The sequence below is a fragment of the Enterococcus sp. 22-H-5-01 genome, from assembly GCF_050310005.1.
Lineage (GTDB): Bacteria > Bacillota > Bacilli > Lactobacillales > Enterococcaceae > Enterococcus_A > Enterococcus_A hailinensis.
This window is the reverse complement of the sequence record NZ_CP189993.1, coordinates 1,094,338-1,121,311: the sequence shown is the minus strand read 5'-3', so window position 1 is coordinate 1,121,311 and position 26,974 is coordinate 1,094,338. Positions and strand designations below refer to the sequence as shown.

27 protein-coding genes and 2 other annotated features are annotated in these 26,974 nt (G+C 37.3%); of the genes, 23 read left to right on the top strand and 4 right to left on the bottom strand.

The annotated features are described in order from the left end of the window. Window positions 1-75: 75 nt before the first annotated feature. The gene (locus tag ACQKTA_RS05750; protein ID WP_427813084.1) at window positions 76-2,505 is read left to right on the top strand and encodes a DNA translocase FtsK; all 2,430 of its coding nucleotides are present in this window, start codon (window positions 76-78) and stop codon (window positions 2,503-2,505) included. A gap of 219 nt (window positions 2,506-2,724) precedes the next feature. Next, on the top strand, window positions 2,725-3,792 hold the full coding sequence (gene rlmN / locus ACQKTA_RS05745; RefSeq protein WP_427813083.1) for a 23S rRNA (adenine(2503)-C(2))-methyltransferase RlmN: 1,068 nt from the start codon (window positions 2,725-2,727) through the stop codon (window positions 3,790-3,792). Between the two features lie 106 nt (window positions 3,793-3,898). Here the strand turns inward: rlmN and ACQKTA_RS05740 are convergent, their stop codons facing one another. The 4 genes from ACQKTA_RS05740 to ACQKTA_RS05725 all read right to left on the bottom strand — a co-directional run bounded on the left by ACQKTA_RS05740 (window position 3,899) and on the right by ACQKTA_RS05725 (window position 6,808). Further along, the gene (locus ACQKTA_RS05740) at window positions 3,899-4,729 is read right to left on the bottom strand and encodes an NUDIX hydrolase (RefSeq protein ID WP_427813082.1); all 831 of its coding nucleotides are present in this window, start codon (window positions 4,727-4,729) and stop codon (window positions 3,899-3,901) included. A 98-nt stretch (window positions 4,730-4,827) separates the two neighbouring features. Continuing rightward, window positions 4,828-5,844 carry a peptidylprolyl isomerase gene (locus tag ACQKTA_RS05735; protein WP_427813081.1) on the bottom strand — a complete coding sequence of 339 codons (1,017 nt, stop codon included), beginning with the start codon at window positions 5,842-5,844 and terminating at the stop codon, window positions 4,828-4,830. Window positions 5,845-5,995: 151 nt separating this feature from the next. Further along, window positions 5,996-6,382, bottom strand: a complete 387-nt coding sequence (locus ACQKTA_RS05730) for a YtxH domain-containing protein (protein WP_427813080.1) — start codon at window positions 6,380-6,382, stop codon at window positions 5,996-5,998. Beyond that, window positions 6,383-6,808: an HIT family protein gene (locus ACQKTA_RS05725; protein ID WP_427813079.1), complete on the bottom strand. Its 426-nt coding sequence runs from the start codon at window positions 6,806-6,808 to the stop codon at window positions 6,383-6,385. Between the two features lie 189 nt (window positions 6,809-6,997). On the opposite strand from ACQKTA_RS05725, the gene ACQKTA_RS05720 reads away from it, so the two are divergent. The 21 genes from ACQKTA_RS05720 (at window position 6,998) to ACQKTA_RS05620 (ending at window position 26,875) form a co-directional block, all read left to right on the top strand. Next, window positions 6,998-7,735: an ABC transporter ATP-binding protein gene (locus ACQKTA_RS05720; RefSeq protein WP_427813078.1), complete on the top strand. Its 738-nt coding sequence runs from the start codon at window positions 6,998-7,000 to the stop codon at window positions 7,733-7,735. Next, window positions 7,728-8,936 (top strand): ABC transporter permease, encoded by a 1,209-nt coding sequence (locus ACQKTA_RS05715; RefSeq protein WP_427813077.1) that lies wholly within the window; start codon window positions 7,728-7,730, stop codon window positions 8,934-8,936. The genes ACQKTA_RS05720 and ACQKTA_RS05715 overlap by 8 nt, the downstream gene beginning before the upstream one ends. Window positions 8,937-8,939: 3 nt before the next feature. After that, a complete protein-coding gene (dat, locus tag ACQKTA_RS05710; RefSeq protein WP_427813076.1) occupies window positions 8,940-9,809 on the top strand; it encodes a D-amino-acid transaminase in 870 nt (289 codons plus the stop codon). An 89-nt stretch (window positions 9,810-9,898) separates the two neighbouring features. Then, a complete protein-coding gene (locus ACQKTA_RS05705) occupies window positions 9,899-10,681 on the top strand; it encodes a phosphotransferase family protein (protein ID WP_332580865.1) in 783 nt (260 codons plus the stop codon). 95 nt (window positions 10,682-10,776) lie between these two features. Continuing rightward, window positions 10,777-11,430 (top strand): tRNA (guanosine(46)-N7)-methyltransferase TrmB, encoded by a 654-nt coding sequence (gene trmB, locus ACQKTA_RS05700; protein WP_332580864.1) that lies wholly within the window; start codon window positions 10,777-10,779, stop codon window positions 11,428-11,430. Window positions 11,431-11,537: 107 nt separating this feature from the next. Further along, window positions 11,538-12,464: a competence type IV pilus ATPase ComGA gene (comGA, locus tag ACQKTA_RS05695; RefSeq protein WP_427813075.1), complete on the top strand. Its 927-nt coding sequence runs from the start codon at window positions 11,538-11,540 to the stop codon at window positions 12,462-12,464. After that, complete coding sequence (comGB, locus tag ACQKTA_RS05690; protein WP_427813074.1) at window positions 12,448-13,461, top strand: competence type IV pilus assembly protein ComGB; 1,014 nt, start codon at window positions 12,448-12,450, stop codon at window positions 13,459-13,461. Before comGA ends, comGB begins: the two co-directional genes overlap by 17 nt. Next, window positions 13,458-13,736: a competence type IV pilus major pilin ComGC gene (gene comGC, locus ACQKTA_RS05685; protein WP_427813073.1), complete on the top strand. Its 279-nt coding sequence runs from the start codon at window positions 13,458-13,460 to the stop codon at window positions 13,734-13,736. Before comGB ends, comGC begins: the two co-directional genes overlap by 4 nt. After that, a complete protein-coding gene (gene comGD, locus ACQKTA_RS05680) occupies window positions 13,708-14,181 on the top strand; it encodes a competence type IV pilus minor pilin ComGD (protein WP_427813072.1) in 474 nt (157 codons plus the stop codon). The genes comGC and comGD overlap by 29 nt, the downstream gene beginning before the upstream one ends. Further along, on the top strand, window positions 14,159-14,440 hold the full coding sequence (comGE, locus tag ACQKTA_RS05675) for a competence type IV pilus minor pilin ComGE (RefSeq protein ID WP_427813071.1): 282 nt from the start codon (window positions 14,159-14,161) through the stop codon (window positions 14,438-14,440). Before comGD ends, comGE begins: the two co-directional genes overlap by 23 nt. After that, entirely contained in the window at window positions 14,427-14,849 is a 423-nt protein-coding gene (gene comGF / locus ACQKTA_RS05670) for a competence type IV pilus minor pilin ComGF (RefSeq protein ID WP_427813070.1), read from the top strand. Before comGE ends, comGF begins: the two co-directional genes overlap by 14 nt. Then, window positions 14,812-15,162: a competence type IV pilus minor pilin ComGG gene (comGG, locus tag ACQKTA_RS05665; RefSeq protein ID WP_427813069.1), complete on the top strand. Its 351-nt coding sequence runs from the start codon at window positions 14,812-14,814 to the stop codon at window positions 15,160-15,162. The genes comGF and comGG overlap by 38 nt, the downstream gene beginning before the upstream one ends. A gap of 162 nt (window positions 15,163-15,324) precedes the next feature. Continuing rightward, window positions 15,325-16,332, top strand: coding sequence for a class I SAM-dependent methyltransferase (locus tag ACQKTA_RS05660; protein ID WP_427813068.1), 1,008 nt, complete (start codon window positions 15,325-15,327; stop codon window positions 16,330-16,332). A 45-nt stretch (window positions 16,333-16,377) separates the two neighbouring features. Continuing rightward, window positions 16,378-17,574 carry an acetate kinase gene (locus ACQKTA_RS05655; protein ID WP_332580856.1) on the top strand — a complete coding sequence of 399 codons (1,197 nt, stop codon included), beginning with the start codon at window positions 16,378-16,380 and terminating at the stop codon, window positions 17,572-17,574. Window positions 17,575-17,727: 153 nt separating this feature from the next. Next, window positions 17,728-18,294 (top strand): NAD(P)H-dependent oxidoreductase, encoded by a 567-nt coding sequence (locus ACQKTA_RS05650; RefSeq protein WP_427813067.1) that lies wholly within the window; start codon window positions 17,728-17,730, stop codon window positions 18,292-18,294. Between the two features lie 160 nt (window positions 18,295-18,454). Then, window positions 18,455-19,306 (top strand): DUF368 domain-containing protein, encoded by an 852-nt coding sequence (locus tag ACQKTA_RS05645; RefSeq protein ID WP_427813066.1) that lies wholly within the window; start codon window positions 18,455-18,457, stop codon window positions 19,304-19,306. A gap of 47 nt (window positions 19,307-19,353) precedes the next feature. Further along, window positions 19,354-19,571, top strand: a binding site (T-box leader). A gap of 49 nt (window positions 19,572-19,620) precedes the next feature. Beyond that, a complete protein-coding gene (gene proS / locus ACQKTA_RS05640) occupies window positions 19,621-21,060 on the top strand; it encodes a proline--tRNA ligase (protein WP_427813065.1) in 1,440 nt (479 codons plus the stop codon). A gap of 241 nt (window positions 21,061-21,301) precedes the next feature. After that, the gene (locus ACQKTA_RS05635) at window positions 21,302-22,261 is read left to right on the top strand and encodes a D-2-hydroxyacid dehydrogenase (protein WP_427813064.1); all 960 of its coding nucleotides are present in this window, start codon (window positions 21,302-21,304) and stop codon (window positions 22,259-22,261) included. Between the two features lie 216 nt (window positions 22,262-22,477). Then, window positions 22,478-22,685 (top strand) — a binding site (T-box leader). 56 nt (window positions 22,686-22,741) lie between these two features. Next, window positions 22,742-24,040, top strand: a complete 1,299-nt coding sequence (gene hisS, locus ACQKTA_RS05630) for a histidine--tRNA ligase (protein ID WP_427813063.1) — start codon at window positions 22,742-22,744, stop codon at window positions 24,038-24,040. Between the two features lie 79 nt (window positions 24,041-24,119). Then, a complete protein-coding gene (gene aspS / locus ACQKTA_RS05625; RefSeq protein ID WP_427813062.1) occupies window positions 24,120-25,892 on the top strand; it encodes an aspartate--tRNA ligase in 1,773 nt (590 codons plus the stop codon). Between the two features lie 104 nt (window positions 25,893-25,996). Beyond that, the gene (locus ACQKTA_RS05620; protein ID WP_071857702.1) at window positions 25,997-26,875 is read left to right on the top strand and encodes a YitT family protein; all 879 of its coding nucleotides are present in this window, start codon (window positions 25,997-25,999) and stop codon (window positions 26,873-26,875) included. Window positions 26,876-26,974: the final 99 nt, after the last annotated feature.

Here is a 26,974-nt window from a genome sequence, read left to right as displayed (position 1 = left end):
TCAAGAAAAGGCGAACAAAACTTTTGTTCGCCTTCTTTTTTTTGTATAATAAGACAGAATGGAAAGAGGGATAGCATGGCGCAGAAAAAGCGTACAAAGAAAAAAAGAAAAACAAAAAAACAAAAACAACTACAAGAACAGCGCTTGATTATCGGCATGGGACTTTTATTTATTCTGTTTGCATTTTTCTCCTTGTTTAACTTAGGTTTTTTAGGAAATTTGATTGCAAATGTTTTACGAATGATCGGTGGAAATACTTATCAGTTCTTAGCGATAGTGTTAGCTATATATGGCGTGTTATTAGTAATAAAAAATACAAGTTTTCGTTTGTCGAAACCACGTCGTTTAGCGGGTGTGTGCGTCTTTTATTTAGGAATTTTATTACTGATGCATGCGCACTTATTTGCTAATGTTCAAAATAAAGACCCGAATATATTAAAAACGACTTGGGATTTATTGATGACGGATTTCTTAGGGAATCGCATCACGCAAAACGTTGGCGGCGGGATGCTGGGCGGCACTTTATATGGCTTGACACACTTTTTAGTTTCACAAGTTGGGAGTTATCTGATTGCAGTCTTGCTTTTAATGTTAGGCATTTTCTTGTTTAGTCTATTAGAATTTAATCAAGTAGTTGATTATCTGGCTGATTTTTCTGAAATGGTCCAAGAAAAATTCTCGGAATCTGATGAGAAAAAAGCTGAACGCATAGCTAAAAAAGAAGCGCGTCAAGCGCAGCAAGTTCAAAAAGCTCAAGCTAAGGCAGAAAAACAAGCGATGGAACAAGCGAAAATGGATGCAAGAGCGGCTGAACGAGAAAAAAATCAAGCACATTCGATGAGTGTGGGGGAACAATTAGCACAGGAAAGTCAAGAAGTTCCTGTGGAGCGAGAACCAATTGCAAAAACACCGGAACAAATGACCTTGGTTCCCATTGAAGGATTTCAGGAAAACCTAGAACCGTTAGCCACACCAAAAAAAACACTGGAACCAAAATTTGACGAAGAAGATATCGATGACCCTGGCGATTTAGAATTTGAAATTAGTGCGGAACCAGAAGATCATGATTATCAATTACCGCCTTCAACTTTGTTAGATTCAATTCCGGCGGCAGATCAAAGTGATGAATATAAAAAAATCGAACAAAATATCAAAGTATTGGAAAAAACATTCAATAGTTTTGGTGTCGATGCTAAAGTAGTCAAAGCTAGCTTAGGACCATCGGTTACAAAATTTGAGGTCCAGCCAGCTGTCGGAGTCAAAGTTAGTAAAATTGTCAATTTGACGGATGATATTGCTCTGGCTTTAGCGGCAAAAGATGTCCGAATGGAAGCACCAATCCCCGGAAAATCATTGATTGGGATTGAAGTACCTAATAGTACAGTCAGCACGGTTTCTTTCCGGGATATTATCGAGGCACAACCAAATCACCCAGATAAAATTTTAGAAGTTCCATTAGGAAGAGATATTTCTGGGTTAGTACGAACTGCTGACTTAACTAAAATGCCGCATTTATTGATTGCTGGATCAACTGGTAGTGGGAAATCTGTAGCGATCAATGGAATTATTGCGAGTATTTTGATGCGTGCGAAACCAAATGAAGTGAAATTAATGATGATCGATCCCAAAATGGTTGAACTAAATGTTTATAACGGGATTCCCCATTTATTGACTCCTGTAGTTACTAATCCAAGAAAAGCTGCCCAAGCATTGCAAAAGGTTGTTCAAGAAATGGAAGAACGATACGAAAAATTTGCTGCTACCGGTGTTCGGAATATTACAGGGTTTAATGAATTAGTAATTCAAAAGAATTTAGAAGATGGACAAAACCGTCCTATTTTACCATTCATTGTGGTGATCGTAGATGAATTAGCTGATTTGATGATGGTAGCAAGTAACGAAGTTGAGGATGCAATCATTCGTTTAGCACAAATGGCTCGGGCGGCCGGAATTCATATGATTTTGGCTACGCAAAGACCAAGTGTCGATGTCATCACAGGGATCATCAAAGCCAATGTACCTTCACGCATCGCCTTTGCCGTTTCAAGCGGAACAGATTCCCGGACGATCATTGATGGCAACGGGGCTGAGAAACTATTAGGTCGAGGAGATATGCTTTTCTTACCGATGGGCGAAAACAAACCAATTCGTGTTCAAGGAGCCTTTATCTCAGATCATGAAGTAGAAGAACTAGTAACCTTTGTTTCTGACCAACAAGAGGCTCATTATGAAGAAAAAATGATGCCGACAGAAGAAACTACTTCTTCACCATCAGAAACACCGCAGGATGAACTTTATGAAGATGCAAAATCACTAGTGATTGAAATGCAGACAGCAAGTATTTCACTCTTACAACGTCGTTTCCGAATTGGTTATAATCGAGCTGCTCGGATCGTAGATGAGTTGGAAGAACATGGCGTGATCGGACCATCGACAGGAAGCAAACCACGAGAAGTTTTACTACAAAAAGCTGAAGAAGAAATTGAGAATCCATTGGATGAATAGTTAAGATAGTCTAGAGAAATCTAGGCTATTTTTTTCTTTTTTTCAAAGTTGATTGTTTTATCTTTTTGAATCGGTTATAGTATGTAACGAATATCTTGAACGTTTTTCACGAAAGACGGTTCATGGGTACGAGATAGGAGCATCATTTTTTCGGTGATGTATTTTAATTAGAAAAGTCCTATAAATTAAGTACGTTGAAATGAATTAGGAGGAATCACCTTGGAAAGACCCTCAATTTATGGTTTGAGAAGAGAAGAATTAGTCGAGTGGTTTATTGAACACGGAGAGAAAAAATTTCGCGCAACACAAGTTTGGGAATGGCTGTATCGTCAACGCATTTCTGAATTTTCAGAGATGAGTAATATTTCAAAACAAACAATTACTTTATTGGAAGAAAATTTTATCATCAATCCATTAAAACAACTTGTTGTACAAGAAGCAAGCGATGGAACAGTAAAATATTTGTTTGAATTACCAGATCATTTGATGATCGAAACCGTTTTGATGCGCCAAGAATATGGTTTGTCTGTTTGTGTTACTACACAAGTCGGTTGTAATATCGGTTGTACATTCTGTGCTTCAGGGTTATTAAAAAAACAACGGGATTTGACTGCAGGGGAAATCGTTGCTCAAATCATGCTAGTTCAACATTATTTTGATGAACGTGCAGAAGATGAACGTGTTTCACATGTAGTAGTAATGGGAATCGGTGAACCATTTGACAATTATGATAATGTTATGAACTTCCTTCATGTCATCAATGATGATAAGGGGATGGCTATCGGTGCTCGTCATATCACTGTTTCTACTAGTGGTTTGGTACCAAAAATCAGAAAATTTGCTGAGAATGGTTTACAAGTAAACTTAGCGATTTCATTGCATGCCCCAAATAATGAAGTGCGTTCATCTATTATGCGAATTAATCGTAGTTTCCCAATTGAAAAATTGATGGCTGCTGTTGATTTTTATATCGAACAAACCAATCGTCGAGTAACGTTTGAATATATTATGCTGTCAGGAGTAAATGATCGTCCTGAACATGCACAAGAACTAGCGGATTTGATGAAAGACAAGAAAAAATTAGTCTACGTTAATTTGATTCCGTATAATCCTGTAAGTGAACACGATCAATATTCTCGTAGTTCAAAAGCAGATGTTCTACGTTTTTATGATGTCTTGAAAAAGAACGGAATTAATTGTGTCGTTCGTAAAGAACATGGGACAGATATCGATGCTGCCTGCGGACAACTTCGTAGCAAACAAATGAAAAAAGAAGCTGCAAAATAAAATAAAAAAGGGCTCACATATTATTATGTGAGTCCTTTTTTATTCATTCTATTGTAAGTATATTTTTTATTTTGCTGTAAGTGAAAATTTCATTTTTTTAATAAATTTATTTCTTTTCACCAAGCTCATCTTTTAATCGGTAAATTTTAGAGGGACGTCCGATCCCGACAGGTCGTTCACCAAGCTCATCAAAATACTGAAGCATTGCTTTTTTGAAATTTGAATGGTCAACGGTTTTAAAATCAACGCCTAAAAATTTTGCGAAGACTTTTCGAGCTTCTGTAATAGTGAATTCTTCACCCAAAACTTGTAAGATCAACGGTTCATGATCCATTTTGTTAACGACACGGTTGAAAGCTTTACGGATAATTTCATTATGGTCAAATGCCAATGTATCTTTACCAATCGATTTACCAGTGACTAAGTCGATCTCAATCGAGATATCATCGTCACTAGTAAGATAGAGCGTTTCTCCATGACGTTCCATATTGAACCAACGCGCATCTTGCGTGTCATCGCCAGCAGTTGGCGGTACTTGTCCGATAAAAGCTAAATAACTGACTGTGATGACCCAGCCACGAGGGTCACGATTTGGGGAACTGAATGTATGAAGTTGTTCGACATTTTTTCGTTCGATCGTAAGTCCAGTTTCTTCAGCAGTTTCTCGACGGACACTATCATTGGTCGATTCGTCTCTTTCGACAAAACCACCAGGTAGGGCCCATGAATTACGGTAAGGACTTCCCCGACGTTGAATCAATAAGATCTTTAGTTGATCTTCTTCTTTGTTATACCCCATGATGACGATATCAACAGTCACTGAAGGTTTATCATATTCAGGGTGCTCTTGTTCTTTATACCAAGCGACAAATTCTGCTTCGTCGGCTTCGTGTTCATAATAATCTTTTTCTGCTTCTTTAGAGGCAAATGATTTCATTTTTTCACCTATTCTCCTATAAAGTATTCTCGACTTATTGTAGCATGAATAACAAAAAAAGGGGAACTCCGCTTGGAATTCCCCTTCGTTTTTCATGCTTAGTTTGAAGAATCAGTTGAAGCAGTACTTGAATCGGTAGCTTCAGTGCTTGATTCAGTTGAAGAAGTACTTTCTGCTTTTTTACTTGAAGAAGTACTTGTTGCTTTTTTGCTTGAAGAACTATTTGTCGTTAAGAAATCTGATAGAATATTTTCGAATGAATCGTCTTTGATCTTAACGTTGGCTTTTTTCAATTCTTTACCAATAACTTCAGAAGTGAATGTTTGGTCAGCCATTTGAGTATCTTCGGCAATTTTTTTCAATTCTTTTTTGTATTTATCCATGTCATTGCCCTTAGAAGAAGTTTTCTCCATTTTGACAATGTAATAGCTTGTTTGGTAAGTAGAAGAGTCTGTTGTTGAGATAACGTCAGATACTTCTCCATTTTTCAATTTGAATGCTGCTTCTTTGACTTCAGAAGGAACACTTGATGTTTGAGAATCAAACTTGATTTTCCCACCATCTGCTTTAGTAGCAGAATCTTGTGATTTTTCTTTTGCGATTTTTGCGAAATCACCTTTATCATCTAATTGTTTTTTGATTGCTTTTGCATCATCTTCGCTGCTTGCTTGAATAATACGAGCAGTTACTTCTGGATGGAATGATTCCCAAGCCGTTTTTAAGTCTTTGTCCGTGATCTTAACATGGGCTTTTAGGCCTTCTTGGAAAGCCAATGATTGTTTTAAGTAAGCTTTGAATGTTTTAGTTGTATAACCGGCAGATTTTAATTGAGAGTCAAAGCTGTCGCCTAATGATTCTTTTTGTTCGTCATAAGCCTTATCGATTTGTTTGTCGGTTACTTTATCGCCATAAGCATTTTCAAACACTTTATAGATGATCATATTACGAACCAAACTTTGATTGGTTGATTCTTTCTTGGCTTCATTATAGAAGTCTTCGACGGTGATTTTACCGCCTTTCATTGTTGCGATTTCTTGGCTTGAACTTCCTGAACAAGCACCTAGGACTACTACGCTGAATAATCCAGCAGCAGCTAATAATATTTTTTTCTTCATGTCTGTGTTACAACTCCTAAATTAAATTTTCATACGTTCGTTATTCCTGTTCAACTATACCATACCTAAAAATGCAAAAGAAAGTGATTAAAAATAGTTTCCGAGAAAATTCACACTAAAGGCACAATTCCTTAAGCAGAACTAAATAAAATTATTTTGGATCATTTGGACGATTCAAAGAAAAACGACCATTTTTGATTGTTGTATGTTCTTCCATTTGGGGAAGGGTTTGATTGATTTTTTCTAATTGTTCTTGGATTTGTTGAATCCGTGGTTCGGCTTGAAAGCGAAAATCTTCAACATCTTTTTCAACACCAGATTTGAAAGCAGGAACTAAAGTATCAAAGGTTCCTTTCAATGTGACTAATGATCGACGAAAATCTGTCAGATTATCATTCAAAGCATCGGTTAACTCAACCAATTCTCGTGTATTGCTGATTAATTTGTCACGGGTATCTTCACCTTTGCGCGGAGCTAATAACAGGCCGCTCAAGGTTCCAATACCGGCACCAACTAAAATTCCTTTGAAAAAGCCCATTTATTTCACCTGCTCTTTGATTTTATCCGTGATCGTTTGCATTTCTTCAGCAGTATATTGTTCTGCATGATTGCCAAAGTGGATCGAAAAATCATCTTTTTTATCGTAACGCGGAACTAGATGAACATGTGAGTGGAAGACCGATTGATAAGCCAACTCTTTATTATTGTTTAAGATGTTCAATCCATCCATTTCAGGAAAAGCTTTTTCTAATGCGCGAGCAATTTTAGGGATACGTGCAAAAACATCAGCGGCCAGCTCTTCGTCGTATTCAAAAATATCGGTCACATGTGTTTTAGGGACAACAAGTGTATGTCCTTTTGTTGTTTGAGAGATATCTAAAAAGGCATATACTTTTTCATCCTCATAAATTTTGTAACTAGGGATTTCTTGGTTGATAATCTTGCAAAAAATGCAGTCTTCCATGCTAAACATCCTTTCTTAGATCGAGGGTTATTTTTTTATATCGCCGTAGGATACAACATCCTTTGCGACCAAAATTTCTTCTTTAACTTTACCATAACTTCCAAGACTTGTGCGTCGAAAAGGTCAGTAGAAGATTAAAATAATTGAAGATTCTGCTATAATATTAACTAAGAAAACGGAGGGGAAAAGATGAGCTTACAAATTCAGCATGTTACAGGCGGTTATGGCCATTTGCCTGTTTTAAAAGATATCAACTTTACTGTCGAAAATAATGAAATGATCGGTTTGATTGGTTTGAATGGAGCCGGAAAATCAACCACGATAAAAAATATTATTGGCTTATTAACGCCTCAAAAGGGAACGATCACGGTCGATGGAGTGACCTTGCAACAAGATCCAGAAAATTACCGCAAAAAAATTGGGTATATTCCAGAAACACCCTCATTATATGAAGAATTGACATTGCGTGAGCATATCGAAGTAACCGCGATGGCTTACGGCATTCCAAAAGATGAAGCGATGAAGCGTGCAGAATCATTATTAAAAACATTTCGTTTAGAAAATCGTTTGGAATGGTTTCCGGTCAATTTTTCTAAAGGAATGAAACAAAAAGTTATGGTTTTGTGTGCATTTTTGATCCAACCAAGTCTTTATATTATTGATGAACCTTTCTTAGGGTTAGATCCATTAGCGATCAATGCGTTACTAGAATTGATGGTAACGATGAAAGAACAAGGCGCAGCTATTTTGATGTCGACACACATCTTGGCGACAGCAGAAAAATATTGTGATCGTTTTGTTGTTTTGCACGAAGGTGAAGTCCGAGCCCAGGGGACATTAGCAGAATTACAACAAGAATTCGATTTGCCAGGCTCGTCATTAGATGAAATCTATATTGCTTTAACAAAGGAGAAAGAACATGCTTGATTTTTTTCGCTTGCGACGCCAACGTCACCAAAAGAAAATGATGAAGTATATGCGTTATGTTTTCAATGATCATTTTGTTTTGGTATGTCTATTTTTAGTAGGCGGTCTGGCTTTTTATTATTCAAATTTGTTGAAAGCATTACCGGTTGATTTTATCTGGGGGCTCCCAATCGTCGGAGTCATTTGGTGGGCGATCTTACCGTTTGGACGTTTGGCTACTTTGGTCGAACCAGCAGATATGACGTTCTTATTGCCGAAAGAAAAAGAAATGGGAAGCTATCTCTCTCAGGGATTGCGTCATTCGATCGGGATTCCCTTTTTTATTGAACTTCTAGTTTGCGGAGCCTTATTACCTTTAGTCGTTTTAACTAATCAAGTGGGCTTTTCAACTTTTTTTATTTATTTAGCAATGCTTTGGAGTTTGAAATTCGCTAATTTATGTATCCAGCGTCTGGCATGTTACCAAAATACAAAAACTTCAACGCTTCAATTAATGTTTGGCTGGTTTTTACTCAGCGGCGGGGTCATTTTTATCAGTCTATATTTAGGAGCAATTTTTGGAACGATTTTAGGGTTGGCAAGTGCCGTTATTTTCTATGTGTTGACCAAAGAAAAGGGGCGTTTGCTTGATTGGAGCAAGATGATCGAACGAGAAAATGCTCGTTTGCATCGCATTTATCAATTTATCAATTTGTTTACTGATGTGCCAGAAATCGAATCGAAAGTACGCCGCCGTAAATATCTCGACGGACTTTTAGCCCGCATCACATTCAAACAAGAAAATACATATCTATATTTGTTTGCAAGAGGTGCTCTGCGCGGCGCAGAATTTGGTAGTTTATTTTTCCGTTTATTAATTGTTGGCGGTGTATTATTGGTTTCGTTGAATGATTTTCGTTTTATTGTTGGGGTCGCCCTGTTGTTTATTTACTTGATCGGATTCCAAATGATCCCATTATATGGTCAATTTGATTATATCGGCGCGACACAACTTTATCCGGTAGCAGCAAAATATAAACGCGCAGCTTTACAAAAATTAATGGGGATTTTATTATTCGCAGCTGCATTTATTTTTACATTGTGCAGTTTCGTTCAAGTATCGATTGAACAAAGTTTGCTTCTATTCGTGGTACTCTTGGTTGAGATTGGTTTATTCAGCTGGCTATATCTCCCAAAACGTATAAAAAAAATGGAGGATTAATAGATGAAAGTATTATGGAATGATCAAATAATCGAAGATTCAGAAGTTGCGATTGATTTTGAAGACCGCGGCTATCAATTTGGTGATGGGATTTATGAAGTGATTCGCATCTATGATGGCTGTTTGTATATGGAAAACGAACATTTGGATCGTTTATGGGTCAGCGCGGAAAAAATTCGGATGACACTGCCTTTTACACGTGTTGAATTAAGTCAACGTTTGCATCGATTAGTTAGAGAAGTCGGCTTAGATAATGCGCGAATCTATTTTCAAGTGACACGAGGAGTTGCCAAACCGCGTTTGCATGATTTTCCTGATTCAAAAGCAGTCACACCAGTACTGATAGCAGATGTCCAAGCAGTTTCTCGCCCAGCGGCCAAACAAAATATTGGTATTCGTGCGGGTTTCGTTGAAGATAAACGCTGGCTGCATTGTGATATCAAATCGATCAGTTTATTAGGTAATTTGCTCGCCTTAGATGAAGCGAAACAAAATGGGTATGAGGAAGCTGTTTTAGTCCGTGATGGTATCGTGACAGAAGCTTCAGCTTCTAATTTATGGATGGTAAAAAATGATACATTGTACACTCATCCTGATGGAAATCTTGTATTGCCAGGCATAGCCAAAATAAAAATCCGCGAGATCGCTAAAACATTCGGGATCGAAGTATGCGAAGAACCATTTACAAAAGATGTATTATTAGCTGCAGATGAATGTTTTAAGACCAGTTCTGTGGCAGAGATCATGCCGATTGTAGAAATCGATAGTCAAAAAATTGGTGACGGAATGCCTGGAAAGTTGACAAAAAAATTATTTAACGCCTATATTGAAGCGATTCAATTAACTGTCCAGTCGCATCTTAATGAAAAATAATCTAATAAGAACATACATGCTCTTGACGAAGCGACCTTCCCCGACTAAAATAGGAAATACGTTTAAAATGCTAGGGGAGGGCCTTGGGAATGGAATTTCAGTTGGATAGTGACTGGCGCGTGCAACCGATCAAGGGTGATACGGGAAAAACCTATATCGGTTATCGTGATGAAGATCGCGTTTTCATCAAACGAAATACCACCCCGATGTTGGCTGCTTTGTCTCGTGAAGGGATCGCACCAAAACTTGTGTGGATCAAGCGGACTGGAAATGGTGATACGTTAACTGCACAAGAGTGGCTCGATGGCCGAATCTTAGAGCCAGAAGAAATCGCTCGACGAAATGATGTCGTGGATGTTTTGTATCATTTGCATCATTCACCTTCTTTGCAGACGATGTTGAAAAGAATGGGCGGTCGCCAAGTAACGCCGCAACAACTTTTAGCCAATTATGAAGCCAATTTGCCTACGATGATCGAACAAAATGGTTTTATTGAATTAGTCTATAATTATTTGAAAAAAAATATTCCCACGTATGCTAAGAAAAATTATACTGTGGTTCATGGCGATGTGAATCATCGCAATTGGTTGGTTTGTTCCAACTATCTTTATTTAGTCGATTGGGATTCGGTCATGTTTGCTGATCCTGCTCTAGATATCGGAACGATTTTAGGAAATTATGTTCCTTTATCAAGTTGGAGCAAATGGTTGGTGCGTTATGGTATTCGGCCAACCGATGAAAATATGGAACGGATTTACTGGTATGGACTGATGAGCTTATTGTTAGAGATCTCTCGTCAATATAAACGTAAAGAGTTCCATCATATGAATCAATCAATTGTACAATTGAAAAGAATCTTCGCTGGAAGCTGAACGTTCTGTTCAGCTTTTTGTTAGTTTTTTTTCTTACTTTTATAAGTTGAAAACAAATACATAAAAATAATAATAAAAATTTTTGGAGGAAAAATATGCGCGTAAGAAATCGTCCAGGTGCAGCTGAAATGTTAGCTGCGCGTCCTGAATATGTAGTACAAGATCCGGAAGCCTTTAAAGGACGTTGGTCAGAACGTTTTGGTAATGAACATCCAATTCACATTGAAATCGGAATGGGGAAAGGTCAATTCATTACAGGAATGGCAGCAGCTCATCCTGAAATCAATTATATCGGAATCGAGATGCAAGTCAGTGTGCTTTCATTAGCATTAGATAAATTAGTTGAATTAGAGTTGCCGAATTTACAATTATTGCATGTCGATGGTTCTGATTTAACGAATTATTTTGCAGATAGCGAAGTTGATCAAATCTATTTGAACTTCTCAGACCCATGGCCTAAGACAAAACATGAAAAACGTCGCTTAACTTCTCCGAGTTTCTTGGCAGTTGATGAAACGATTTTACGTCCAGCGGGAGAGATTCATTTTAAGACCGATAATCAAGGGCTGTTTGAATATTCATTAAGTAGTTTTTCAAAATACGGTATGATATTAGAACAAGTATGGTTAGACTTACATGAAAGCACATTCGAAGGAAATATCATGACAGAGTATGAAGAAAAATTTTCAAACAAAGGTCAACGTATCTATCGAGTCGAAGCACGCTTCCAAGATAAAACTAAAAAATAGAATTTTCTACTTAAAGAGATTGAAACAAAAGTATCATTACTTTTGTTTCAATCTCTTTTTTTAATGAATTATTTTAAATTTACGTATATTGTTTTCGAGGTGAAAAGATGGAGATTGAAGAATTTTCAAATCAATTGATCCAATTTGGTTGTGATCATCAGATGCAAGACATGTATTTACTTCCTAAAAATGAGAACTATCACTATTTTTTTCGGCGAGGAAATATCTATAAACAGTTCGATGGTCAATTGGATGATAACCAAGGTCAACTAGCTGCGGATGATGCTCTGCAATTGATCAATCGTTTTAAATATTTAGGCCAAATGGATGTTAGTGAACGTAGGAAAGTCCAATTAGGTGCGATCACCTATTCATTGCCTAAGAAAACTCAACGTTTACGACTTTCGACAGTGGGAGACTATCAGCATAAGGAAAGCTTAGTCGTTCGTTTTTTGCATCAATTTGGTCAGAGTTCAGAAGTTTATCATTTGCCGAAGCAATTGGCTGTAATGGAGCAAAACTGCAAACAACGAGGATTGTATTTGTTTTGTGGACCAGTTGGTTCTGGAAAAACAACATTAATGTACAAATTGGCTCGAAAAAATAATGGGCAAGTAATTACGATCGAAGATCCTGTTGAAATTGAAGAACCTCATTTTCTTCAACTTCAAGTCAATGAAAAAATACAGCAAACTTATGAAGAATTGATCAAATTATCTTTGCGCCACCATCCGGATGTTTTGATTATCGGGGAAATCCGTGATTCTAAAACAATCCAGGGAGCGATTCGTGCGGCTTTAACAGGACATTGTGTTTACGCTACATTACACGCGGCTAGTTTAGAATCAGCCCATGCTCGAATTTTTGAACTAGGTGGCGAGGCATCGTTGTTGAACGAATGTTTGCGCGGCGTTATTTATCAAGAATTATTTTCCGTCGATGGCGTGTTGGGCTTGTTAATGAGTTACCGATTTTATCAGGAAAAACTGCTATTTACTTGGGAGGAAGGAATGGATCGTGTGGCAAAAAAATAAATTAAACCGAAAACAACGGATTGATTTTGCACATTTATTAGGGGATCTTCTAGAGAATGGATTTAGTTTGCAGCAAGCATTTGATTTTTTTCTTAGTGCCAATCTGTTTTCTAAATCATTGGTTACTACTATTCAACAAGAATGCTATCAAGGTCATCCATTGGCGGATAGCTTTGCTTACTTATCTTATTCAAATGATCAGATCCTCCAAATAAAACTAGCAGATTCTCATGGTGAACTTGCCCAAACATTATTAGGGATCGCACAACAAATGCGGCTAGTACAGAAGCAGCGAGAAAATTTTATTAAAGCAATCTCATACCCATTGCTATTATTACTTTTCTTGATTGTGATTTTATTAGGGATGCGGTTCTTTTTATTGCCCCAATTATTGGCCAGTGGCATGATCCAAGCCGATGATTTTTCTGTTCAATTGATCACGAAAATTCCAATAGTTGGTTTAGGCTTGATTTTCTTTTTATTATTTATCGTCTTTATATGGCATTTTCTAGGAAAGCGTCATAGCTATCTGATCCGCTTTTGTTATTTAGCCAAAATTCCGATAGTTGGAAATCTATTTAGCAATTATTATTCTGCCTATTTTGCTTTGGAGTGGGGAAAATTATTTGCTCAGGGATTAGAACTGCACCAAATTATTGAATGCCTATTAGTGATCGAAGGGAAATCTCTGATGCAAGAAATGGCGAATGACCTGAAGAATCGTTTGTCTAAAGGCGGAACATTAGCGGAAGAATTAAAACGATATCCCTTTTTGACGCGAGAGTTCAGTCGAATTATTTTTCAAGGCGAAGCGCGAGGGAATCTAGCGAAAGAATTATTGACATACAGCCAATTAGTGTGGCGCCGCTTCTTTAATCATTTGGAATTCCTTTGTTCTTGGTTACAACCTTTTGTTTTTTTGATTGTCGCCCTATTGATCATGAGCTTATATGTCACGATGCTGTTGCCTTTGACCAATATGGAGGGAATATTATGAAAAAGAAAGTGTCCGGTTTTACTTTACTTGAGATGTTAGTTGTCCTTTTTATCATTAGTTTACTACTTTTACTATTTGTTCCGCAGCTGGCTAAGCAAAAAGATAGTGCGACTAAAAAAAGTGACGAAGCCATCGCTAAAGTTGTAGAAACCCAAATGGATGTTTTTGAATTAGAACATAAAAAGGTACCTACAGAAAAGGAATTAATTGATCTACAGTATGTTAAAAAGGAGCAATATGAAGCTTATGAACGTTACAAAGCGAGCAAACAATAGCGGTTTTACTTTAATCGAAACGTTGATTGTTTTATTTTTGGTTTGTAGTTTTGTTTTGTTACCAACCCTAGCTTTGCAAAGGTGGCAACAGCAATTAGAGAAACGCTATTTTTATTATCAGCTGGAAAAATCGATCTTGCATTTACAACAAGTAGCGATCACAGATCATCAAAATACTCAGATCCGTCTATTTCAAGACGAACAACAAATGCTGGTGTTCTTTACTACGCAGACAGAATTCCCTTGGAAGATATTAAACGTTCCTGAATCAATCAAATTAGTGAGTGGGTATTCCATTTCTTTTAGTGCCGGGAAAGGAAATATTTCAACTACCCAACCCGGCAATGGAAGTATCCCAAAGATTATTTTTAATGAACAAGAGCAACAGCCTAACCAAGTCATTTATCAGTTTCAGTTAGGAAATGGTCGATTTGAAAGAAAATAGGGGATATATCTTATTAGAAAGTCTGATTAGTTTAGTCATTCTTATGCTTGTAGTCATAACTTATGTCAATACAACAAGCAAGCTCGTATATAGAAGTCAGGAACTACTAGCAAGCTTGAGTGCCTATCGTGAACTATACAATGAAACCCGCCGATGCCGGATACATTCAGTCAAGCCAATGAACGGTCAAATTAAGATCTCTTTTGAAAAAGGCAGCGCCACTAACGATGAAGGAGGGATTTTGATTGTCAAAGACTAGGGGTTTCACTTTATTAGAAAGTTTAGTCGCGTTATTAATGTTAAGTGGCATTCTGCTATTACTATCTGGAGTGATCCGACATGTTGATAAAGTTGAGCAGGCATTAAGTGGTTACCATCAATTGGAATGGGAAGTATTCCTACTGCAATTAGACAATGAGTTAATGGACTTTGATTATGAAGCCACGACACAACATGAGATTATTGGAAAAAAATTAATAGAAGATGAAACGGCTCCGCTATCGATTCAGCGTTCCAAGCAAAAGATAATCAAACGTCAATCAAATGGCTATCAACCCTTACTAACAAACGTAAAACGGTTTGATTGTCAGGAAAAAAATCAAGGAGTGGAATTCATTGTTACTTTTACCGATGAAAAACAAAAAACAGGTACTTGGATCTATGAATAGCCAAGGCGGAATTCTAATTTCCGTTTTATTGGCTGTTTTTTTATGTAGTCTATTATTACTGAATGTTCTTACGGCGTATCATCAAACGACTGATTTAGTCGTTCGCACTAAAAATTTGTATGAAGCTAGGATAGCTAAAGAACTTTTCTTAGCTGATTACCCAAATCTAAAAGAAAAAGAGGATGATTGGTCTTTTAATAAAGGCGAAATCACGTATCAAACAGAAGCAAATGAAGTGAAAGTAACAGTGAAAATTAAAAAGAAAAAATATCATTTTTATGAAAAAATTAGCACATCTATTTCTTCAGAGTAATATAGCTCGAAAATAATAAGTCCTAGCTTAAATGGCTGAAAAAGAGACGATTGTTCTAAATTAGGAAATCAAAAATAAAAAAAGAAAGCGATTGATTAATTTGGATATGTTCGCTAAAATAGAACAGGTATCGTGAGTGTTATATAGTATGTGAGGTGCAAGATGAACCCGGAAAAAATAGAAACAGCTTTTTCTTTGATGGAAAAAGCGATCATCACATTGCAACAATCACTAGGAACTTCATTTTTTGACGCTTACATCGAAAATACGGAGAACTTAGTTGATAATGCGAAAGTACGTGTGATTGATCAACAACCCAATGCAGCTACTGTCGAAAAAGTAGAAGCGTTATATCAAGAGATTTTAGCCCTAGGGTTAGAAAAGGAAGAATGGCGTAAATTAACACAATTGATTTTATTAAAAGGATCAATGTCAGAAAATTTACAGCCAAATCATCAATTGACGCCAGATAGTATTGGCTTTTTATTTGTCTTTTTGATTGAACAATTGACCTTGAAAAAAGAACAACCGATAAGCGTTCTAGACGTGACTGTCGGAATGGGTAATCTTTTATTGACAACGATCATCAATCTGCAAGCAGCCAACTATTCTGTAAAAGGTATCGGTGTTGATAATGACGAGACCCTTTTAGCAATTGCAGCTGCGGATAGTTTGTTAGTGGGAGAAGAAGTGAAATTGTTCCACCAAGATAGTTTGCAAGATTTGTTAGTTGATCCTGTAGATTATGTAGTTAGTGACCTGCCTGTCGGCTATTACCCGAATGATCAACAAGCTGAAAAATTTATGACTCATTCCGAGAAGGAACATAGTTATGCCCATCATTTATTGATTGAACAAGCAATGAATTATGTAAAACCGGATGGCTTTGGCCTATTTTTAGTGCCAAGCAATTTCCTAGAAACGGAACAAGGGCCACTATTGCAAAAATGGCTGAAGGATGAAGTCTTTTTACAAGGGATCATTCAATTACCAGATGAATTATTCAAGTCAGAACATTCACGTAAAAGTATTTTATTGTTACAGAAAAAAGGAGAAACAGCGGAACAAGCGGAAAAAGTCTTGCTTGTCCATTTACCATCGCTTAAGAATCCAACCAATGTAACAGAATTTTTCAAAAAATTTGAGGACTGGAAGTCTTCTAATTTGTAAACGGCTCTGGAGAGCAAAGTAATTCAATTATAAAGGAGAGTTAAAATGTCAAAAACAATCGCAATCAATGCAGGTAGTTCAAGTCTGAAATGGCAGCTTTACCAAATGCCTAAAGAATCAGTTATAGCAAAAGGAATCGTTGAACGAATCGGTCTTAAAGATTCTATCTTTACCATTAAGTACGGAGAAGGACAAAAATTTGAACAAGTTCTTGATATTGAAGATCATGAAGTTGCTGTTCAAATGTTATTAGATCAATTGATCGATTTAAAAATCATTGCTTCATTTGATGAGATTACAGGCGTTGGCCACCGTGTTGTTGCCGGTGGTGAATACTTTAAAGATTCAATTGTGATCGATGATGATGTTTTAGCAAAAATTGAAGAATTGAGTGAATTTGCGCCACTTCATAACCCAGCCAATGCGATGGGAATCAAAGCTTTCCGTCATATCTTACCAAATATCAAGAGTGTTGCTGTGTTTGATACATCCTTCCACACAACAATGCCGGCAACAAGTTATATGTACAGTATCCCTAAAGAATATTATGATAATTATTCTGCGCGTAAATACGGCGCTCATGGAACAAGTCATCGTTACGTTTCAGAACGTGCGGCTATCTTGTTAGGCAAACCAATTGAAGAAACAAAAATCATTACTGCTCATATCGGTAATGGTGTTTCAATCACGGCTGTTGAAGGTGGGAAATCAATTGACACGTCGATGGGCTTTACACCATTAGCTGGTGTGACGATGGGCACTCGTTCTGGCGATATCGATCCGTCTCTATTACCTTATTTGATGGAAAAAGATGGAATTGAAGATATCCATGAAATGATCGATATCTTAAATAAAAAATCTGGGGTTTATGGTTTAACCGGTATCTCTAGTGATCTACGCGATATCGAGCAAGGAGCAGACGATGGAAATGAAGATGCGATTTTAGCATTGGATATCTATTGCGATCGTATCCGTAAATACATTGCTCAATATATTTCTGTTATGAATGGCGTCGATGCGATCGTCTTTACAGCTGGTGTGGGTGAAAATGCAGATCCAGTTCGTCATTTAGTATTAGAAAAAATGACTTGGTTTGGTATCGAAATCGATGAAACAATCAACGAAGCAACACATGGAAATGAAGTAGAATTATCAACTGAAAATTCGCGTGTAAAAATTTATGTGATCCCAACAGACGAAGAAGTTATGATTGCTCGTGATGTAGAGCGTTTAAGTAAATAATAAGAATTATGGACTGGATCTAATAATGATCCAGTCCTTTTTTAGTGGAAAAATGAATAGTTCTTTTCTTTTATTCGTTAGTTTGAAATGAAAATGATACCTAAATGAAATGTTTCTATGTTATTTTTAAGAAAAGGGTAAAAGGAGTTAATTATGACTACAACAATGATTATCGATCATCCTTGGAAAGAAAGTTTCAATCATGGTGTGTTGGCCCATTTGATTGAAGGATTAGAGGCTGATCAAAAAATCTACCAAGTGATCGATTTAAATAAAGATGGATTTAATCCAGTGATGTGCGAAGCTGAGTTAGTAGGGTATCAACATGGGTTAGTTTTAGATTCGTTGGTTTTACATTATATGAATTTGTTACGTGATACGACACAGCTTGTATTGATTTTTCCGATTTGGTGGTATGGTTCGCCAGCAAGTTTAAAAGGCTTTCTTGATAAAGTTCTGTTGAATGAATTCGCTTTTTTTGATGGTGGAAACGGGATTCAACCATTGTTGTCAATTGATTCAGTTGTTGTTTTTACAACATCAGATCAAACAACAGAAAGTCTAGATCAGCATTGTACGCGTAGTTACAAACATCAACTGACCACGACGTTAGAGGATATCGGATTGAAAAATATTTCTTGGCATCATTTAGGCAATGTGAAACAACTAAATGATGAAGAGAGAAGCTCTTATTTAGAAACTGTTTATAGCAAACTTTAACTAGTTAGATGTATAAAATAAATAACATTAAGCAGATATTATTAGATTGGCTAAAAGAAATGTGATTATTTGAGAATAGTATCAGGATGACTATTGCACCGCGGTCTTTTTATGGTTACACTAATAAAGGAATAAAAGAAAGAAGAGGAACTTATTTTTTATGGAAAACGAAAAAGTTATACCGCCCAACAAGAGCGATTGGTTTTTACGCTTCATCAAAGGCATGTTCATCGGATCAGGATTTATTTTACCGGGTGTTAGTGGAGGCGCTTTAGCTGCCGTGTTTGGCATCTATGAACGAATTATTTCGTTTTTAGCCCACATCAGCAAAAATTTTAAAGAAAATGTCCGCTTTTTTATCCCTGTAGGTCTGGGCGGAATTGCGGGAGTATTTGTCCTTTCTTTTGCAGTTAGTTTTTTACTCGGCCAATTTGAAACAATCATGTTATGGTTTTTTGTTGGCTGCATTATTGGGACAGTTCCAGCGCTATGGAAAGAAGCCGGAAAAAAAGGCCGTTCAACAAAAGATCTGATTATCTTAGCAGTCAGTTTTGTACTGGGCTTTTGGTTTTTGTGGCAAGGCTCAAGTTTATTTGGTACGGTTGAGCAAAATTTCTTTACTTGGATGATCGCAGGGGCATTAATTGGTTTAGGTTTGATCGTTCCAGGACTTAGTCCCTCAAACTTTTTAGTTTATATGGGAATGTATAAAGCAATGGCAGATGGATTTAAGACGATTGATTTAAGCGTTATTATTCCGATCGGCATTGGCGGGCTGATCACTGTACTGAGTTTATCGAAAGTCATGGACTGGGTATTCAATCGTTTTTATGCACCAATGTTCCATTTTATTTTAGGAATTGTTTTTGCATCAACCATCATGATTATTCCTACAAATTATAGTGGTATCGGCCTTTTAGGCTTTCTTGGTTGTGCTGTGTTATGTATATTAGGAGCAGCTTTGGGGTGGTGGATGAGCCGCCTAGAAGAACGTTATGTTCCAGAAAGTTAAAAAAATAAATAGTTTAAGACTTGCTTTTTTTATGAGAAGTCTATAAGATGATGTTAAGCACTCGGAATAGTAACAAATTTTTATTGGCCTCAGAGAGTTGATTCATCGGCTGAAAGATCAACATGCCCGCTGAGATTTGTGAACCTACCAAGCAAGATTGTTGTGAAAACGACACGCGTCTCTAGCGTTATTAGAGCTGAAAGTTGGGTCAAAAATATTTGGCCAAGCAAGGTGGTACCGCGAAATTATCCGTTTCGTCCTTACATTTGTAGGGATGGAACGTTTTTTTTATTTTAATTTAGGAGGAAGCATGTATGACAAATTTACAAAAAGAAGATTTTTCAAAATGGTATTTACAAACAATTCAGAAAGCTGATTTAATGGACTATTCACCTGTTCGCGGCTGTATCATCTTTAAGGCTGATGGCTGGGAATTATGGGAGCACATTCAAGAAGATTTCAATAAATACCTACGGACTCAAGATATTCGCAACGTCTACTTCCCTATGCTGATCCCTAAACATTTCTTAGAAAAAGAAAAAGAACACGTTGAAGGATTTGCACCAGAATTACCTTGGCTAACTGAAGTAGGTACTGAAAAATTAGAAGAACCTTATGCATTACGTCCAACATCAGAAACATTGATCGGTGATGCCTTTTCTAATTGGATCAATTCTTATCGTGATCTTCCATATGAAATCAATCAATGGGCGAACGTTTTCCGTTGGGAGAAAAAAACAATGCCTTTCTTACGTACGTCTGAATTTTTATGGCAAGAAGGTCATACAGCACATGAATCAGAAGAAAGTGCGCGCGAACGGACAATGTCTATTTTAGAAGCCTATGGAAAATTGATCGAAGATACTTTAGCAATCCCTGTATACCGTGGTCAAAAAACACCGTCTGAGCGTTTTGCTGGAGCAGTCGATACTTATTCAGTTGAAGCAATGATGCGTGACGGTAAAGCAGTCCAAGCAGGAACGTCTCATTATATGGGCCAAAACTTTGCAGAAGCATTTGACATTAAATTCTTGAACCGCAATAACGAGCATGAATTTGCTTATACAACTTCATGGGGGATCTCAACTCGTTTGATCGGTGCGTTGATCATGGTTCATGGAGATGAACAAGGATTAGTATTACCACCAAAAGTTGCTCCGACTCAAGTTATTTTAGTCCCAGTGGGTCCTTGGCAAAAGAAACCTGAAATCTTAGATCGCTTGAAAGAATTAAAAGCATCACTAGCAGAAAAAGGTTTACGTGTTCGTATCGATACAACAGATAATACACCAGGCTATAAATTCAATGAATGGGAACTTAAAGGTGCTCCATTACGTGTAGAATTTGGTCCGCGTGATTTACAAAATAATCAAGCTGTGATTAAAATGCGTGATTTAGCAGACAAAGAATCTGTTTCATTAGATGGTATCGAAGAATACATCATCGATCAATTAGATACGATGCAAACACGCTTGCTTGAAAGTGCGAAGGAACGTTACCAAGCCAATGAACATACAGATATCGATACATTAGATGAATTGAAAGCCCATATTGAAAAATCAAAAGCGGCCGGCGAAGTACCCGGATTTGTTTTGATTGGATGGGACGGTACTGAAGAAACAGAAGCCAAAATCAAAGAAGAAACAGGTTTCACAACTCGAAATATTCCATTTAATCCACCGATTGAAAAAACAGTCGATATCGTTAGTGGAAAACCTGCGAAGCATACCGTTTGGATCGCTCGCGCTTATTAATTGAAGAAAACCGAATCAACTCACTTAGTAGATAAAGTTATGCTATTACTGTTTCATCAATCAGCCACCAGTATGCAGGACGATCGGGAATTAACTTTCCCAAAAGTGAGTTCGAACGGATAATTTCTTAGAGCCTGAGAGAATCAATGGTGATTCTTTCAGGCTTGTTTTTTTAATTTAATTTTTGAACCTTTGGGACTGTAGTAAAATAAGCTGAAAACAAATGTTAGGAGGAAAATAGATGAAAATCGTTGTATTGGATGGGTATGCATTAAATCCTGGAGATTTAAGTTGGGCAGCTTTTGAATCATTAGGAGATATCACTGTTTATGCTCGTACATCCGTTACTGATCAGCAAGAAATCGTTCAGCGGATCGGTGATGCTGAAGTTGTATTGACTAATAAAACACCTATTGATGAATCGATATTAGCTCAAGTACCACAACTAAAATATATTGGAGTAATCGCGACAGGCTATAATGTGGTTGATATCGAGGCTGCTAAAAAAAGAGGGATTCTAGTGACGAATATTCCTGCATACGGCACAGAGGCCGTTGCACAATTTACGTTTGCCTTATTATTAGAAATCGTCAATCAAGTCGGTTTGCACAATGAATCCGTCCATCAAGGCGATTGGCAAAAGAGTGTTGATTTCACGTATCAAAAAGCACCGTTGATTGAATTAAAAGCAAAAACGATTGGCTTGATCGGTTATGGGGCTATTGCACAAACGGTCGCTAAAATTGCGCATGCTTTTGAGATGCAAATCATTTTTTGGAATCATCATCCGAAAGAATCTCCGGATTGGGCTGAGCAAGTTTCGCTAGATGAACTTTATCAACAAGCGGATATCATTAGTTTGCATGTTCCACAAACTAATGAAACACAACATATGATCGATCAATCAGCAATCACTAAAATGAAAGACGGCGTGATTTTGATCAATACAGCGAGAGGTGGATTGTTGGAAGAGTCAGCAGTTGCAGCTGCTCTAAATACAGGAAAAATCTATGCGGCCGGGGTAGATGTCGTTGCTGAGGAACCGATGAATTCAGAAAATCCTTTGCTCACTGCCAAAAACTGTTTTATTACGCCGCATATCGCTTGGGGGGCAAAAGAAACACGAGCACGCTTAATGGCCATAGCGGCAGATAATTTAGTCCAATTTTTGAATGGGAAACCGAAAAACGTGGTTAATTAAAAAATGTTTATGGACTATTTTTTTTATTTCATAATTGATCAACTATGATTCCTGAGATGAATTAGAATTTATGGTCCTACTGGTTGAAAACGTTTTGCTTATTTTAAGTGTATAACAAACAAAAATAAAAAGCGATAGAACCTTGTTAAAACCTAGTGGAATAATTCAATTTTGCTTGACTTTCATGATAAATTTTAGTAGCGTAATAGAAGATAAAAAACATCTGAGAAGGAACGAGTAAGTTACGAAGAAGTGTACAGAAAAAATTGCCTTGGCTGAAAGCAATTTCGTTGGAAGTAACCGAAAGACAGTCTGGAGATGAGCGCGTGAAAAGCCGCTCCGTTACGCAAGCGTTAATTGCTAGAGAAAAAAGAGTATGCTCTTTTTTAAAAATAGGTGGTACCACGAAATTTTCGTCCTTGTTCATTTGAACGAGGGCTTTTTATTTTATCCGCACCAACAAAGAAAAGGAGATCTAACATGAATTATCAGAGACCAAAAGGGACTAATGATATTTTACCGGGAGAAAGCAGCAAATGGCAATTTGTCGAAGAAACTGCCCGTTTAGTGTTTAGTGACTATCAATACCAAGAAATTCGGACACCGATTTTTGAGCATTATGAAGTAATCGCTCGAAGTGTTGGAGACACAACGGATATCGTTTCAAAAGAAATGTATGATTTTCATGATAAAGGAGAACGTCATGTGACGCTTCGTCCAGAAGGCACTGCGCCGATTGCTCGTGCATTTGTAGAGAACAAATTGTTTGGACCGGAATTTAAAAAACCATATAAAGTGTATTATACAGGACCGATGTTTCGTTATGAACGTCCTCAAAAAGGCCGTTTACGTCAATTCCATCAAATTGGGGTCGAAGCTTTTGGTAGTGAAAATCCAACGTTAGACGTCGAAGTAATGGCAATGGCGATGGATTTCTTCAAACAATTGGGAATCAATCAAATTCGATTAGTTATTAATTCATTAGGCGATAAAGAAACACGGGCTAATTATCGTGAAGCACTGATCAGTTATCTTGAAGTGCATGAAGAAGAATTGAGTGAAGATTCACGTCGTCGATTGCACGAAAATCCTTTGCGTGTTTTAGACAGCAAAGATCGTAAAGACCAACCAATCGTAGCTAAAGCACCAAGCATCTTAGATTACTTGAGTGATTACGCGAAAGAGTATTTCGAAAATGTGACTAAAACATTGGATTATTTAGGAATTGCTTACGAAGTTGATCATCGAATGGTCCGTGGATTGGATTATTATAATCATACGATTTTTGAAATTATGAGTGATGCTGCTGGCATGGGCGCGCAATCAACGATCTGCGGCGGCGGTCGTTATAATGGATTAGTTGAAGAACTTGGCGGGCCAGAAACGCCGGGGATTGGTTTTGCGATGGGAATCGAACGTATTTTATTAACGTTAGATCAAGAAGAAGTGATGATTCCAGATGCTGCTAATCTTGATGCTTATGTTGTTGGTTTAGGTGATGCAACAAATATGGAAGTATTAAAAGTTGTTCAAGCTATTCGCGGTTTTGGTTTTTCTGCCGATCGTGACTTTATGAACCGCAAAGCAAAAGCACAATTCAAAACAGCTGATAAAGAAGGGGCTAAATTAGTCTTGACTTTAGGCGAGGACGAATTGTCAAATGGTCAGATCAATGTGAAAGATTCTGCTACACGGAATGAAAAAACATTTGCCTTGACCGATATTTATAATGATTTTGCAAGCATTTATGATGAAATGACAATGCCTGTTATTGATTAATCAAATTGCGCTTATAATGAAACAAATCAATTTCTTTTAAAGAATTTGTTAGATAGATAAAAATGGAGGAATAGAAGTAATGGCAAAACGTACGATTTATTGTGGATGTGTGTCCGAAGAATATTTAGATCAAAAAGTAACATTAAAAGGATGGGTGCAAAAACGTCGTGACCTAGGCGGATTAATTTTTATTGATTTACGTGACCGTGAAGGAATCGTACAAGTGGTCTTCAATCCCGAAGAATCAAAAACAGCTTGGGAAGTAGCAGACCAATGCCGTAGTGAATATGTTGTCGAAATTACCGGAACAGTGATTCGTCGAGATGCTTGTTCTGTCAATAAAAAAATGTCAACTGGTGAATTTGAAATCAAAGGCGAAGATATCACTATTTTGAATAGTGCTAAAACACCGCCATTCTCAATCGAAGATGAACAAAACATCAGTGATGAAGTACGTTTGAAATATCGTTACATGGATTTACGTCGTCCTAAAATGGCGAAAAATTTGATCATGCGTCACCGTTTGACTCAATCTGTTCGTCGTTTCTTAGACGATAATGACTTCTTGGATATCGAAACACCTTACTTAGCAAAATCAACGCCAGAAGGTGCGCGTGACTATCTAGTTCCTTCACGTGTCCATGCAGGGCATTTTTATGCATTGCCACAATCACCACAAATTTTAAAACAATTATTGATGACTGCTGGGTTTGATCGTTATTATCAAATCGTTCGTTGTTTCCGTGATGAAGATTTACGTGGCGACCGTCAACCAGAATTCACACAAATCGATATCGAAACAAGTTTCTTAACAGCGGAAGAAATCCAAGATTACACTGAACAAATGATCGCACAAGTAATGAAAGATGTTCGCGGTGTTGAAGTGACATTACCATTCCCTCGAATGACATGGGACGATGCAATGGAACGTTATGGTTCAGACAAACCAGATACACGTTTTGAAATGGAATTGATCGATGTAACTGAGATTGCAGCAGCAACAGATTTCAAAGTTTTCCGCATGGCATCGGATAACGGCGGCGTGGTCAAAGCGTTGAATGCAAAAGGTGCAGCGGATAAATATTCTCGTAAAGAATTGGATCGCTTAGGCCAATTTGTTGGTCAATTTGGTGCCAAAGGATTAGCTTGGATCAAAGTGGATGAAAATGGGGAATTAACTGGACCAATCGCTAAATTTATGGGCGGCGTCAGTGATGAATTGAAAAAAGCAATGAATGCTGAAGCTGGAGATGTCTTGATGTTTGCAGCGGATCAATTCTTAACGGCTGTAACAGCTTTAGGTGCCGTTCGTTCGAAAGTCGGAAAAGAACTTGGTTTGATCGACGAAGATCGTTTCGATTACTTATGGATCGTTGACTGGCCTCAATTCGAATACGATCAAGAATTAGGTCGTTATGTTTCTGCTCACCATCCATTTACGATGCCAATGGAAAAAGATATTCCAAACTTAAAAGAACATCCTGAAAAAGTCTATGCTCAAGCCTACGATATTGTTTTAAACGGTTATGAACTTGGTGGTGGTTCACTACGTATCAATACACGTGAATTACAAGAACAAGTATTTGAAACATTAGGCTTTACACGTGAAAGTGCGAATGAACAATTTGGTTTCTTATTAGAAGCATTAGACTATGGTTTCCCTCCAATCGGCGGTATCGCTCTTGGATTAGACCGTTTTGCAATGTTGCTTGCTGGAGAAGATAATATCCGTGAAGTCATTGCCTTCCCTAAAAATGGTAAAGCAGCAGATCCAATGTCAGATGCACCAAGTACCGTTTCACCATTACAACTTTATGAACTAAGTATTGATGTGACGAACGTAGAAGAATAAGAAAATACTAAGAGAAGCCCCTTCCTTTATGGTAGGTGCTTTCTTTTTTTCATGAAAATACGTATAATGTGAGTGAATTTTTGAAATGAGGCGGAAATTACATGATGAAAAAGAAGATAGAGGATTGGCCACACCACGATTATGCCACTCGCTTATCTGTCGCAGTTGTATATGCATTTTTAGCGGCGATTGCCGTGAACTTTTTTTACCAACCAGGACACATTTATTCTAGTGGAGCCACTGGGTTTGCTCAAATCTTGACGACATTATCTAAAAATGCGTTAGGCTATACGGTACCTGTTTCAATCACATTATTTTTGATCAACGTGCCACTATTTGTATTATCTTGGTTTAAGATCGGTCACAAATTTACGATTTTTACTTTTATTACCGTATTTTTGACGTCATTTTTTATCCATATAATTCCAGAGACAACATTAACAGATGATCCGATCATTTGTGCCATCTTTGGTGGAGCGATCATGGGTGTTGGGATTGGTTTTGCTTTGAAGAATGGACTTTCTTCAGGGGGATTAGATATTTTAAGTATCACGATTCGTAAACGAACAGGCAAATCAGTCGGTTCGATCTCTATTATTTTCAATGTTATCATCATGTTTATGGCCGGTGTGTTGTTTAGCTGGCAATATATGTTTTATTCAGCACTCGCTATTTTTATGAGTGGTAAATTGACGGATGCGCTCTTTACGAAACAGCGTAAGATGCAAGTGATGATCGTAACTAAATGTCCAGAGAAAGTCATCACGGGAATCCAAGAACATATGCGTCGTGGGATCACGATCATCAATGAGGCAGAAGGTGCCTACAAACATGATAAGCAAACAGTATTGTTTACCGTAGTTACGCATTTTGAATTACCATTATTAGAATCAGTCATGAAGGAAAGCGATCCGGCTGCCTTTGTGAGTATTTCTGAAAATGTTCGAATCATGGGGCGTTTTTACGAAGAATCGATGGATTAAAAGTTGGGACATTTTGTCCCAGCTTTTTTATTGCATTTTTTTCTCATTCTATTTTTGCAAAGTAAAATCGAAATCTTTAGGAAAAACTTTTTTTAATGA